Source organism: Streptomyces seoulensis, assembly GCF_022846655.1.
GTDB lineage: Bacteria > Actinomycetota > Actinomycetes > Streptomycetales > Streptomycetaceae > Streptomyces.
In genome coordinates, this window is the sequence record NZ_AP025667.1 from 783,460 (window position 1) to 796,435 (window position 12,976).

Sequence of the window (12,976 nt, forward strand, 5' to 3'; positions counted from 1 at the left end):
AAGGAGGATGTATAGAGATGTTGGTGAAGCCGGATCGCGGTCACACGCACAGAGCGGGTGACCTAGCCATGGCCTAGGCTGTCTAGAGAAGAGAGGAGGACTCCCGAATGGCGAACACCGACGACGATCGTCGGCCCAAGTACCAGCGGATCGCGGACTCCCTGCGCGAGGCGATCCAGTCGGGCGAGTACGGTCCGGGTGATCGGCTTCCGGGAGAGAACGAGCTGATGGCCGCGCACGGCGTGGCCCGCATGACCGCACGACAAGCGCTGAGCGTGCTCCGTGACGAGGGTGCGGTCGAGGCCCGCAAGGGTGCCGGCGTCTTCGTCCGGGACTTCAGGCCGCTTCGGCGTCGAGGCATCCAGCGGTTGTCCCAGAAGCAGTGGGGCAGCGGCCGGTCGATCTGGTCCGCCGACACTGAGAACCGTGCCCTTGAAGTCGATCAGGTCACAGTGTGCGAAGAGGTCGCGCCGGATCACGTCAGCGCCGTTCTAGACCTCGGTGATGACGAGCGGGTGTGCGTCAGGCGCCGGCGCTTCGTCCTCGATGGCAAGCCCGTCCTGCTCGCAACGAGCTACCTGCCCATGTCGCTGGTCGCCGGTTCCGCGATCACCCAGGAAGACACGGGGCCGGGCGGCACCTACGCCAGGCTTGCCGAACTCGGATACAAGCCGGTGCACTTCCGCGAGGAGGTCCGCTCCCGCATGCCGTCGAAGGACGAGACATCCCGGCTGAGCATGTCCTCGGGCACGCCGGCCATCCTGATTTGCCGCACCGCGTTCGCGGATGAGGGGCGCCCCGTCGAGATCAACGAGATGACTCTCGACGCCGCTTCGTACATCTTGGAGTACGACTTCGACGCGTGATCAGCCGGACCAGGTGCGCGCTTGCCTTGCCACCGCGTAGATGTGGGCCACCTGATCGGTCGAGAGCGTCGGTGTCAGCCCAGACAGAACCCGGTCTAGGTGCTCGACCTCCAAGACGAGGACCGGCGGGTTGGCGCTCTTGACGGTCAGCTTTGCCGCGTCCACGACGGAGATCACGGGGCGTACGGACACCTCGAATCCACAGGGTGTGGACAGGGCGCGGGAGACTCTGCGGGCCTCGGACTGGCTGGCGGCGATGTGGCGGGTGGGGGCGCCGTTCACGGTGATTGCTCGGTCTCCGTACCAGAGGGTCTTGCCCGGGTGCCGCTTGGAGTTGATGGCGAAGACGCCGGCGGGACCGATGGCTATGTGGTCGATGTCCGTCCCAGTGGCCCACTGAACGGCGTGTAAGGTGAGCCAGCCGTGGCTACGAAGCCTCCGGAGCCGTCTGGCGGTGAGCTGCTCGCCCCTGAGACCGGAAGCCCAGCTATAGACGTCCGTGTGGGGTCGCCATCGGTCGATCAGTCTCAGTACGGGGTTTGGCTGTAGCTCCCGGATCTTGCGGCGCACCGCATCGCCCGGCCGGTTCCGTGCCAAGTCATCCGGCAACGACTGCCCCCTGCCCCCTTGCGCGTGCCTGCCCTGACCACCAGGCGACCACGGAGGCGGCACCCCTGCCCAGACCGGGACCAGCCACGAGTTGTTACAGGTTTCTCTACCTCATCAAGCCCCGGCTGCGCTCCGCTCCGCCGGGCGCGCTCCCGGCTCCGCTGCGGGCGGCGCTCCTGCCTTCGGCCCGCTCTGCCCGCGCTGCGCCGACGCGCGCCCACGCGTGAAGGGGCCGGAGGTCATGAGTCGATCACCGCATAGGGCGGGTCACGGTCAAGGCGATGCCTCCGGCGGGGGGATCGGCCGGCACCGGGGGGAGGGGGCACCGATGCCGCCCGCGGGTCCGTAGTGGTGTGCGTGGGGTGCTCCCGTCCCGTACGCCATCGACCCAGGCAGAGCCGAGCAGACGCGGCCCATGGCGTCCAGGTCGTTCGTACGGTGGCGCGCTCCACCTGGACGCCATGAACCACGCCCACTCCACGGTGTGTGGGTCGACGGCGTACGGGACGGGAGCCGGGTGGGTGATGCTAGTTGGCTGGTTGAGGCTGAGATCACAGGGCTCCTCAGCTATTGCTATGTAGTGATCAGTCCGGATGGGTAGTGTGTAGAGGCTCACCTCGAAGCGGAGGTCTCGTTGAGTCCAGTACCGGGCTTCCCGGCCATGCCAGCAGGCAAGCTGCTGAAGATCTTGGAGAGGCTTGGTTACCGGGAGGTGCCAGATAGTGGCAAGGGGAGTCACACTTGGCTGGAGGCGGAGAGTCGGCCGCGAATCCGCTGGGCGTTCCACAAGAGAGAACTTGCACCTATCGAGGTCCGGAACGTATTGATGCAGCAGGCAGGCTTGTCGCTGCAAGAGGCCAGGAAGGCGGTTGGTAATGGCTGACGAAGTCGTTCACGTCTTGCTGACTGACTACGGTCAGTACGGATGGGGTGTCACGAGTCCACAGCTCCCGGAGCTGGCTGGCGGGCGAGAGTCGTACAAGGAACTGCGCGATGACCTTGACGACATCTTGGCCTTCGGGGGAGTCCCTGAGGGCGCCAAGGTGATCGTCCACCGTCAGAAGTACGCCGTCGACCCTGGTGGTGAACACGCGTGCTTCATTCGGATCGCGAATGACGAGGTTGAGTTTGATCGCATTGAGGCAGCAATGCGCCTAGCTGGCGTACTCAACGATCCTGCTCAACGGACGAGGATCATGTCCGGTCCTAGCATCTCTACAGGTGAGCGACTCTTCATCTGCGCGGTTCCTGGTGACACTCTCCGTTGGCTGTCTGACCAGCTTGTCACTGGTGAGGTTGCCTCGATCATCACGAGCCTGGCGGATGACATGCTCGGTGGGAAGTTGATCCGCGAAATGCCCATCGCTCATGGTTGCGAGGGTGATGAGCCGGACGACGAGTGGCACTCACTCAGCGAATCAGGGCTGACGCCAGACTCCACACTCGGTGATCTGATCATGGCGGTCGATGCTGGGCGCGTTTCGGACGACGCTCTCCTCGTGACCTGCTGAGTCACCCCGAACCATTAGTACGGTCCGACCTTGCGTCGGGCCGTACGTGTGTTGTGGCCTCTCCTGCGCCGCGCTTGAAGGTCCAGGACTGAGCGGCAGTGGCAGCGCCTGCTGACGGTGTCCTCGTTGCAGCAGCCAGCAGCCAGCAGCCAGCAGCCAGCAGCCAGCAGCCAGCAGCCAGCAGCCAGCAGCCAGCAGCCAGCAGCCAGCCTGCACAGTGCTGACATCCGCCCCTGACATCAACGTCCACGGACAGGGGCAGACAGTGACCGCTCGGTACGACTATCGTCACAGGCCAGTGACGTGCCTCACCTGCGGCTCTGTCGTCGTTATGAGAATGGGATGATGTCGTTTATGAAGGGACGAGTCCTTGTCGTCGACGACGACACAGCACTGGCCGAGATGTTGGGCATCGTGCTGCGTGGTGAAGGTTTTGAGCCGTCTTTCGTTGCCGACGGGGACAAGGCGCTGGCCGCTTTCCGGGAGGCCAAGCCCGATCTGGTGCTGCTTGACCTGATGCTGCCCGGACGGGACGGCATCGAGGTCTGCCGCCTGATCAGGGCGGAGTCCGGTGTGCCCATCGTGATGCTGACCGCCAAGAGCGACACGGTCGATGTCGTCGTGGGCCTGGAGTCGGGCGCTGACGACTACATCGTGAAGCCGTTCAAGCCGAAGGAGCTGGTGGCCCGTATCCGGGCGCGGCTGCGGAGGTCGGAGGAGCCGGCGCCTGAGCAGCTCACCATCGGTGACCTGGTGATCGACGTGGCCGGGCACTCCGTGAAGCGGAGCGGGCAGTCGATCGCGCTGACCCCGCTCGAGTTCGACCTGCTGGTCGCGCTCGCGCGCAAGCCGTGGCAGGTGTTCACCCGCGAGGTGCTGCTGGAGCAGGTCTGGGGCTACCGGCACGCCGCCGACACCCGGCTGGTCAACGTGCATGTGCAGCGGCTGCGTTCCAAGGTCGAGAAGGACCCGGAGCGGCCGGAGATCGTGGTGACCGTCCGGGGCGTGGGCTACAAGGCCGGACCGAGCTGACGTGTCCGGGGACAGCGCCGCTTCGGCTCCCGGCCGGCCCGGCGCCGGTCCGGGACGCGCGTCCGGTCGCGGTGCGGGTGGTCCGCGCCGGGGCCGCCTGTTCACGGCCGCCCTGCTGAGGGGCGGCGTCCAGGGCAGCCCGGTGGTCCGGCTGTTCATCCGCTGGGTACGCCGTCCGCTGCTGCCCGTCATGCGGCTGTGGCGGCGCAACATCCAGCTCAGGGTCGTCGCCACCACCCTGCTCATGTCGCTCGGCGTCGTCCTGCTGCTCGGCTTCGTCGTCATCGGCCAGGTCCGCAACGGCCTGCTGGACGCGAAGGTGAAGGCGTCGCAGAGCCAGGCCACCGGCGGGTTCGCCGTGGCCAGGCAGAGCGCCGACGAGACCGCGGCCGCCACCCACGGCACCACGGGCGGCAACGGCACCGACGGACAGCAGTCCCAGAACGTCATCCAGTGGATGAGCGACCTCGTGGAGTCGCTGTCCAGCGGCGGTTCGGGCGCCTTCGACGTGGTCACCCTGCCCGTCGGCGACGACAGCGGCGGCGGCCGCAGCCCGCGTGGTTCCGGGTATGTCAGCCCGACCGAGAGCGTGCCCGCGACCCTGCGCGACCGGGTCAACAGCAGCACGAGCACCGCGGCCGCGCAGAGTTACACCCGCATCGTCTACAGCAACCGCAAGGAATCCCAGCCCGCGCTGGTCATCGGCAAGCAGGTCAACGACCCCAACGGCCACCCCTACGAGCTGTACTACCTCTTCCCGCTCACGCAGGAGGAGAAGTCGCTGAGCCTGGTCAAGGGCACCCTGGCGACCGCCGGCCTCTTCGTCGTCGTACTGCTCGGGGCCATCGCCTGGCTCGTGGTGCGGCAGGTCGTCACGCCGGTGCGGATGGCGGCCGGGATCGCCGAGCGGCTGTCCGCGGGGCGGCTCCAGGAGCGGATGAAGGTCACCGGCGAGGACGACATCGCGCGCCTCGGCGAAGCCTTCAACAAGATGGCGCAGAACCTCCAGCTCAAGATCCAGCAGCTCGAGGACCTGTCGCGGATGCAGCGCCGGTTCGTCTCCGACGTCTCGCACGAGCTGCGCACCCCGCTGACCACCGTCCGCATGGCCGCCGACGTCATCCACGAGGCCCGTGAGGACTTCGACCCGATGACCGCGCGGTCCGCCGAACTCCTCGCGGACCAGCTCGACCGGTTCGAGTCGCTCCTCGCCGACCTGCTGGAGATCAGCCGGTTCGACGCGGGCGCGGCCGCGCTGGAGGCCGAGCCGATCGACCTCAGGGAGGTCGTACGGCGGGTCGTCGGCGGCGCGCTGCCGCTCGCCGAGCGCAAGGGCAGCCGTATCCGCGTCGTCGGCGACCTGCAGCCCGTCGTCGCCGAGGCTGACGCCCGGCGGGTGGAGCGGGTGCTGCGCAACCTCGTCGTCAACGCCGTCGAGCACGGCGACGGCAAGGACGTGGTGGTCAAGCTCGCCAGCGCGGGCGGCGCCGTCGCCGTCGCGGTGCGGGACTACGGCGTCGGGCTCAAGCCCGGCGAGGCCACCCGCGTCTTCAGCCGCTTCTGGCGGGCCGACCCGGCACGCGCGCGTACCACCGGCGGTACCGGGCTCGGGCTGTCGATCGCGCTGGAGGACGCCCGGCTGCACGGCGGCTGGCTCCAGGCATGGGGCGAGCCGGGCGGCGGCTCGCAGTTCCGGCTGACGCTGCCGCGTACCGCCGACGAGCCGCTGCGGGGCTCGCCGATACCGCTGGAGCCCAAGGACTCGCGCCGCAACCGGGGCCTGGACGACGGCGGCACACCGCGTGGGGGAGCGGAGAAGCTGGCGACGGTCCCGGTGCAGCCGAACGGTGGCAACGCGTCCCCGCTCCCGCCGCGCCAGAACGCCGCCACGCCCGCCGTCGATCCGACGGCACTGCCCGGCAACGGCAACGGCACGCGTGTCGTACCGCGGCCCGCGAGCGGTGGACGGCGGCCCGACGACAGGACCGGCACTCAGGTGCCCGACCCGCGAACGGCGGGTCGCCCGGCTCCGGACGGGCAGGACACGACCGAGGCAGGGGAGGCTTTCCGTGGTCGCTGACCGCGAGGGGGGCGCCCGGCGCACGCCGGGGCGCGCGGTGACATACGCGGTCTGCGGGGCCGTACTTCTCGGCGGATGCGCCTCGATGCCCGACAGCGGGGATCTGCGCAACGTGGAGTCCACGCCCCGCCAGGACACCGGGGTACGGGTGTTCGCCGTGCCGCCCGCGGAGAACGCTTCGGACACCGAGATCATGCAGGGCTTCCTCGAAGCGCTGACCAGCGACGATCCGCACTACGACACGGCGCGCAAGTACCTCACCGCCCAGGCCGCGCGCGCCTGGCGGCCGGAGCGGTCGGCCACCGTCCTCGCGGACGGGCCCGGCATCAGGGCCGAGACCCCGCCGACCGGCAGGGAGCCGAACAGCGGCCGCACCTATGTCCTGACGGGCAGCCGGGTGGCCACGGTGGACGGACAGCAGGCGTACACGCCGGCGAGCGGCGACTACCGGGCCAAGGTGCATCTGGCGCAGGACGCCAAGAGCGGGCAGTGGCGCATCGACGCGCCGCCCGAGGGTGTCGTGATGGGAAAGTCGGACTTCCAGCGCAACTACACGTCCGTCGACAAGTACTACTTCGCCACGCGCACCAAGGCCTGGACGACCGGGGACCCCGTGGCGGTCGCCGACCCGGTGTTCGTGCGCAGCAAGGTCGACCCGATGACCCAGCTCGTGCGGTCGCTGCTGAGCGGTCCCACCAACTGGCTCGGCCCGGTGGTCAGGTCCAGCTTCCCGACCGGTACGGCGCTGAAGAAGGGCACGACCGGGCTGACCCCGGACGACGAGAACCGGCTCACGGTGCCGTTGAACGCCAAGGCCGCCCGCGTCGGCCCGGCCCGGTGCACGGAGATGGCGACCCAGTTGCTGTTCACGCTGCGGAACCTGGCGCCGACCCTGGAGTCGGTCGACCTGCGCGGGCCCGGCGGGGACGAGCTGTGCGACCTGTCCGCGAGCCGCGCGGGCTCCGTCGCCTGGCGCGCCTCGGCCCAGAGCCCGGACAACCTCTACTTCCTGGACGGCAAGCACCGGCTGATACGGACGCCCGCCTCGGGCACCGGCACCGGCGGCATCCCGGTGCCGGGCGTGTTCGGCGCGGGCACGAGGCAGCTCAGGTCGGTCGCCGTCTCGCGGGACGAGCACACGGCGGCCGGCGTCGGCGCGGACGGCAGGTCGCTGTACGTGACCCCGCTGGCCGCGGCCGCTCCGCCGGAGCCGGCCGTGCTGACCAGTCAGGGCCCCACCGAGGACACCCGGCTCACCCGGCCCGCCTGGGACGCCCGGGGCGACCTGTGGGTGGCCGACCTGAACCCGGCCCGGCCCCGGCTGTACGTCGTCCCGCAGGGCACCGGCAAGCCGGTGGCGGTGACGCTGCCGGAGCTGCCGGGCCCGATCCGGGACGTCCGGGTGGCCGCCGACGGGGCTCGCGTCGCGCTGGTCGCGGAGGCCAAGGACGGCAAGCAGTCCCTGCTCATCGGCAGGATCGAGGGCGGCGACAGCGCGAGCGCCCAGGACGGCGGGGACGACGGGAGCGTGGACGGTTCGGCCGAGGCGCCCGCCGTCGTCGATCCGCGTCCGGCCGCGCCCGACATGGAGCTGGTCACCGCGATGTCCTGGGCCGGTGACAGCCGCCTCGTCGTGGTCGGCCGCGAGCAGGGCGGTGTGCACCAGATGCGCTATGTGCAGGTGGACGGCTCCGTGCTGGACGGTCCGGCACCGGCCGCGCTCTCCCGGGTGAAGGCGATCGCCGCCGCCGAGGACGAGCGGGTGCCGCTGGTCGCCTACTCGGAGGACGGGATCGTCCGGCTGCCGTCCGGGGCGCAGTGGCAGAAGCTGGACAAGGACGGCACGGCGCCGGTCTATCCGGGGTAGGGCCGCCCGCTCCGTCCGGGCTGCGGTTTCCTGGCCGTGGTCACTCGTGCGGGTGAGCTGTGTCGGGTGCCGGCCGGGGTTGTCCACAGGGGCGTTGTCCACAGGGGTGGCCGGTCCGCTTGGGGCTCGGCACAGTGGTGGGCATGCGGGGATGGTGGCAGGACCTCACCGACCTTGCGCTGCCGGCCGAGTGCGGCGGTTGCGGGTCACCACCGGCGGTGCTGTGCGCACGGTGCCGGGCGCTGCTGGAGTGCGCGGCACCGCGCCGGGTGCGGCCGGTGCCCGAGCCGCCGGGGCTGCCGGTGGTGCACGCCGCCGCTCCGTACGCGCGGGAGGTACGGGCACTCCTCCTCGCGCACAAGGAACGGGGTGCGCTGGCACTAACCGGGGCGCTGGGCGCCGCCCTGGCGGGAGCGGTGCGCGCCGGGCTCGGACCGGAACCCGGTCGGTCCACGGCGGAGTCGGCCGCCGGGCCGGTGATCCTCGTACCCATACCCTCCGCCCGCTGGGCCGTGCGGCGGCGCGGGCACGATCCGGTGCGGCGGACGGCGCTCGTGGCGGCCGGGCGGCTGCGGCGCACCGGCACCCCGGCGCGGGTGGCCGCCGTGCTGCGGCAGCGGCGGCCGGTGGTGGACCAGGCGGGGCTGGACGCGCGGCAGCGCCGGGAGAACCTCGCGGGCGCGCTGGAGGTGCGGGCGGGCGGCGCGCGCCTGCTCACCGGCGGCCGGGTGGTGCTGGTCGACGACGTGATCACCACCGGCGCGAGCCTGGCCGAAGCGGCGCGCGCCCTGTGCGCCGCAACCGGAACACGCCACGAAGCGCGGGGGGCTGTGTATCGCGCCGCAACTCGGGAAGGTAGGGAGGAACGACGGATCGGGCCGCGATCACAGAGAGGAAAGTCGGTGCCTGGGGCATCGGAAAAGGGGCCGGTGAACATCATCGGAGAAGCCGTCCGGGCAGCGGTGATCGCCGCGCCCCGTGATTCCTTCGAATAAACAGGGAACCGGCCGAGAACTTGCGTCGTTGCAGGTAGGAAGAGGGGTAATTCACCTGAACGGAGGTACGCCTCAGTAGAGGGTGACGACATCCGTCCGGGCGAGATATGTTCGGTTGTGAGGAAAGGCCCAGGCCACACCTCTCATATCCGATTGCCGCGCCGTGGGTTTTTCGCAAACACCCACGCGACGGGGATGGAGATCTCGCCCATGGGGGAGGAGGAGGTGGAAGTCACCGAGTCCGAGGTTCCGGGACTCACCGGGACCTGGTGCGAAAGGGAGACGCTCCGCCGTCGGCGTGAGCGATCCGGGAACGGAGTTCTGCGTGGACATCGTCGTCAAGGGCCGCAAGACCGAAGTACCTGAGCGGTTCCGCAAGCACGTGGCCGAGAAGCTGAAGCTGGAGAAGATCCAGAGGCTCGACGGCAAGGTGATGAGCCTCGACGTCGAGGTGTCCAAGGAGCCCAACCCCCGACAGGCCGACCGCTGTGACCGAGTGGAGATCACGCTCCGCTCCCGCGGTCCGGTGATCCGGGCGGAGGCATCGGCCAGCGACCCGTACGCGGCCCTCGACATGGCCGCGGAGAAGTTGGACGCCCGGCTGCGCAAGCAGCACGACAAGCGGGTCGTGCGCCGGGGCGCACGACGCACCCCGGCCGCGGAAGTCCCCGATGTCGTCCCCGGTGTGGCGACGCTCTACCCCGACGGTGAGCCCGTCCCGACCGCCGAGTCCGACGGAGTGCCCACCAGGAAGATCGGCTCGCTGGAGGTCAAGGGCGACGGCCCGCTGGTCGTCCGCGAGAAGACCCACGTCGCCTCCCCGATGAGCCTCGACCAGGCCCTCTACGAGATGGAACTGGTCGGCCACGACTTCTACTTGTTCGTCGACTCCGAGACCAAGGAGCCGAGCGTCGTCTACCGGCGACACGCCTACGACTACGGCGTCATCCATCTGAACACCGACCCGATGGTGGCTCAGGCGCAGCCGCCCGCGGCGGGTGACACGCTGGGCGGCTGACCTGCCCGGCGGGAGCGGAGCAGGTGCCCCTGGGGCGGGTGTGCGCCCCCAGGGGCACCGGTGTGCGACCAGTTCGCCCCCTGTGTGTCACCCTTCGGGCGCCGGAGCATGAAATCATGACCGCACCGGCCCAACCGGTGGGCCGCTGCCTTGGGTTGGCATGGCACGAGATCACGGGCCACAGCCTTCAGGGGGAGGAACGATGGCGGACACCTTCGGACCGATGCGCGACGCGGGCGCCGACGACGGCGTCATCGGCATGGAGCCGGACCTGGACTCTCCACGCGACGAGCCGATCCGGGTGCTGGTGGTGGACGACCACGCGCTCTTCCGCCGCGGTCTGGAGATCGTGCTCGCGGCCGAGGAGGACATCCAGGTCGTCGGCGAGGCGGGCGACGGCGCCGAAGCGGTGGACAAGGCGGCCGACCTGCTGCCCGACATCGTGCTGATGGACGTGCGGATGCCCAGACGGGGCGGGATCGAGGCGTGCACCTCCATCAAGGAGGTCGCCCCCAGCGCGAAGATCATCATGTTGACGATCAGCGACGAGGAGGCCGACCTCTACGACGCCATCAAGGCGGGCGCGACCGGTTACCTCCTCAAGGAGATCTCCACGGACGAGGTGGCCACCGCCATCCGCGCGGTCGCGGACGGGCAGTCGCAGATCAGCCCCTCCATGGCGTCCAAGCTGCTCACCGAGTTCAAGTCGATGATCCAGCGCACGGACGAGCGGCGCCTCGTGCCCGCGCCCCGGCTCACCGACCGGGAGCTGGAGGTGCTCAAGCTCGTCGCCACCGGGATGAACAACCGGGACATCGCGAAGGAGTTGTTCATCTCCGAGAACACCGTGAAGAACCACGTCCGCAACATCCTGGAGAAGCTGCAACTGCACTCCCGGATGGAGGCGGTCGTCTACGCGATGCGCGAGAAGATCCTGGAGATCCGCTAGCCGCGTGGCTAGGCGAGGGCGCGGGCCAGCTCCAGCGTGAGGGGTGCGCGGAGTTCGGGGGCCTCGACGCGCTCCACGCGGACATCCGTGCAGCCCACCCAGGACGCGGCCTCCACCAGTGCCTGGGCCACGCCCGGCACTGCCTTCGGGCCGTCCAGCGTGACCTGCCTGGCCACCAGCGTGCGGCCCTCGCGTGCCGGGTCGACCCGCCCGATCAGCCGGCCGCCGGACAGCACCGGCATGGCGAAGTAGCCGTACACCCGCTTCGGCTTGGGGACGTACGCCTCCAGGCGGTGGGTGAAGCCGAAGATCCGCTCCGTGCGCGCCCGTTCCCAGATCAGTGAGTCGAACGGGGAGAGCAGCGTGGTGCGGTGCCGTCCGCGCGGGGGCGCCGCCAGTGCGGCCGGGTCCGCCCAGGCGGGCTTGGACCAGCCCTCGACCTCGACCGGCACCAGTCCCGAGTCGGCGATCACCGCGTCGACCTGCTCGCCCTTGAGGCGGTGGTAGTCCGCGATGTCCGCGCGCGTACCCACGCCCAGCGCCTCACCGGCCAGCCGGACCAGCCGACGCAGGCACTCGGCGTCGTCCAGGTCGTCGTGCAGCAGTTCCTTCGGGATCGCCCGCTCGGCGAGGTCGTACACCCGCTTCCAGCTCCGGCGCTCCACGCAGACCACCTCGCCGTACATCAGCGCGCGCTCCACGGCGACCTTGGTGCCGGACCAGTCCCACCAGTCGCTGGTCCGCTTCGCGCCGCCCAACTCGGTCGCGGTGAGGGGGCCTTCGGTGCGCAACTGCTTGATCACCTGGTCGTAAACGCCCTCGGGGAGCTGGTGGTTCCAGTGCGGGCGGTCGCGGTAGGCGCGGCGGCGGAACGCGAAGTGCGGCCATTCCTCGACGGGGAGGATGCACGCCGCGTGCGACCAGTACTCGAAGGCGTGGGGCGCGCCGGAGGACGGGGTGTGCCAGTAGGCCGACTCCACGGACTTGCGGCCGACCGCGCCCAGGCGCGCGTACGGGATCAGCTCGTGGGAGCGGGCCAGCACCGAGATGGTGTCGAGCTGGACCGCGCCGAGCGCCCTGAGCACCCCGCGCGCACCGGAGCGGCGGTCGGGCGCTCCGAGGAAGCCCTGGGCCCGCAGGGCGATGCGGCGGGCGTCGTCCGCGGTGAGGGTGAGAGCGGGGCGCGGCAGGGTCGTCATGACGGGGACGATAGAGGGTGCCACTGACATCCCCCGCCGACCTGCGCTTTCGCCCCCGAGGACCGGGTGCCGGCGGGCAGATACGGCAGCGACGACCGCAGCCCGAGGTCCGAGGGGAGCAGCGAACCCACCCAGGAGTCCCGCCGCACCCCCCTGCTGCCCACGCCCGCGCGCAGGACGCCCTCGACGGTGAAACCGAGCCGTTCGGCCACCGCGCGGGAGGCGCCGTTGCCGACCTCGGCGCGCCATTCGAGCCGGTCGACCGAGAGCGCGGTGAAGGCCCAGCGGGCGACGGCCGACGCGGCCTCGGTGACGTATCCCCGGCCGCGGTGCTCCCTGGCCGCCCAGTAGCCGAGTTCACCGTGGCCGGGGCCGCGCATCACGAGGCTGAGCATGCCCGCCAGTTCCCCCGTGGGCAGGAAGGCGCCGAAGGTGTACATCGAGTCGTCCGCCCAGCCTTCGGGGGCCGTTCGGCCGACGAACGTCTCGGCGTGCTCGCGCAGGTAGGGCGAGGGGAAGGAGGAGATCCAGCGCTGGATGGCGGGGTCCTGGGCCGCCGCGAGCACCGCCTCGGTGTCGTCCGGGCAAACGGGGCGCAGCAGGAGGCGTTCGGTGGTCAGCTCGACGGGGTCCATCCGTCGAGTCTGCTCGGGCAGGGACGTGCCGCGCCAGCGGTTTCGCCCCGCGTGAGCGGCGTATCACCATTCGCCCAAATCCTCGGCGTGGCGCGGCACCATCCGTGGCCCCCGGACGTTGTTCGGAGTGGAGGGACCACTGCGCCGCCGGGCCTCCCGGCGCGGCGGGGTCCTCGCATACGATGGCCGTTGCTCAATCAAGTCACATGGAAACC

At 70.3% G+C, this 12,976-nt stretch carries 12 protein-coding genes; 9 read left to right on the forward strand and 3 right to left on the reverse strand.

From position 1 onward, the window contains the following. Positions 1–107: 107 nt before the first annotated feature. Positions 108–866 (forward strand): GntR family transcriptional regulator, encoded by a 759-nt coding sequence (locus HEK131_RS03705; RefSeq protein WP_244333651.1) that lies wholly within the window; start codon positions 108–110, stop codon positions 864–866. Here the strand turns inward: HEK131_RS03705 and HEK131_RS03710 are convergent, their stop codons facing one another. Continuing rightward, a complete protein-coding gene (locus HEK131_RS03710) occupies positions 867–1,436 on the reverse strand; it encodes a nuclease-related domain-containing protein (protein WP_244333652.1) in 570 nt (189 codons plus the stop codon). Positions 1,437–2,136: 700 nt separating this feature from the next. Here HEK131_RS03710 and HEK131_RS30255 point away from each other — a divergent pair. From HEK131_RS30255 to HEK131_RS03745, 8 genes are all read left to right on the forward strand, one after another. Next, positions 2,137–2,358 carry a type II toxin-antitoxin system HicA family toxin gene (locus tag HEK131_RS30255; protein ID WP_393913811.1) on the forward strand — a complete coding sequence of 74 codons (222 nt, stop codon included), beginning with the start codon at positions 2,137–2,139 and terminating at the stop codon, positions 2,356–2,358. Next, the gene (locus tag HEK131_RS03715) at positions 2,351–2,986 is read left to right on the forward strand and encodes a hypothetical protein (RefSeq protein ID WP_244333653.1); all 636 of its coding nucleotides are present in this window, start codon (positions 2,351–2,353) and stop codon (positions 2,984–2,986) included. Before HEK131_RS30255 ends, HEK131_RS03715 begins: the two co-directional genes overlap by 8 nt. Positions 2,987–3,328: 342 nt before the next feature. Next, entirely contained in the window at positions 3,329–4,018 is a 690-nt protein-coding gene (gene mtrA, locus HEK131_RS03720; protein ID WP_217460415.1) for a two-component system response regulator MtrA, read from the forward strand. Position 4,019: 1 nt separating this feature from the next. Next, on the forward strand, positions 4,020–6,098 hold the full coding sequence (mtrB, locus tag HEK131_RS03725; RefSeq protein ID WP_244333655.1) for an MtrAB system histidine kinase MtrB: 2,079 nt from the start codon (positions 4,020–4,022) through the stop codon (positions 6,096–6,098). Then, the gene (locus tag HEK131_RS03730; protein ID WP_244333656.1) at positions 6,088–7,965 is read left to right on the forward strand and encodes an LpqB family beta-propeller domain-containing protein; all 1,878 of its coding nucleotides are present in this window, start codon (positions 6,088–6,090) and stop codon (positions 7,963–7,965) included. The genes mtrB and HEK131_RS03730 overlap by 11 nt, the downstream gene beginning before the upstream one ends. A gap of 143 nt (positions 7,966–8,108) precedes the next feature. Then, complete coding sequence (locus tag HEK131_RS03735; RefSeq protein ID WP_244333657.1) at positions 8,109–8,960, forward strand: ComF family protein; 852 nt, start codon at positions 8,109–8,111, stop codon at positions 8,958–8,960. Positions 8,961–9,285: 325 nt separating this feature from the next. Next, positions 9,286–9,978 carry a ribosome hibernation-promoting factor, HPF/YfiA family gene (hpf, locus tag HEK131_RS03740; RefSeq protein ID WP_217460424.1) on the forward strand — a complete coding sequence of 231 codons (693 nt, stop codon included), beginning with the start codon at positions 9,286–9,288 and terminating at the stop codon, positions 9,976–9,978. A 202-nt stretch (positions 9,979–10,180) separates the two neighbouring features. Beyond that, positions 10,181–10,927 carry a response regulator gene (locus HEK131_RS03745; protein WP_161147267.1) on the forward strand — a complete coding sequence of 249 codons (747 nt, stop codon included), beginning with the start codon at positions 10,181–10,183 and terminating at the stop codon, positions 10,925–10,927. Positions 10,928–10,935: 8 nt separating this feature from the next. On the opposite strand, the gene HEK131_RS03750 is transcribed toward HEK131_RS03745, so the two are convergent. Both HEK131_RS03750 and HEK131_RS03755 read right to left on the reverse strand, forming a co-directional pair. Next, positions 10,936–12,126, reverse strand: coding sequence for a winged helix-turn-helix domain-containing protein (locus tag HEK131_RS03750; RefSeq protein WP_244333658.1), 1,191 nt, complete (start codon positions 12,124–12,126; stop codon positions 10,936–10,938). Then, positions 12,123–12,761 carry a GNAT family N-acetyltransferase gene (locus HEK131_RS03755; RefSeq protein WP_244333659.1) on the reverse strand — a complete coding sequence of 213 codons (639 nt, stop codon included), beginning with the start codon at positions 12,759–12,761 and terminating at the stop codon, positions 12,123–12,125. Before HEK131_RS03755 ends, HEK131_RS03750 begins: the two co-directional genes overlap by 4 nt. Between the last annotated feature and the right edge of the window lie 215 nt (positions 12,762–12,976).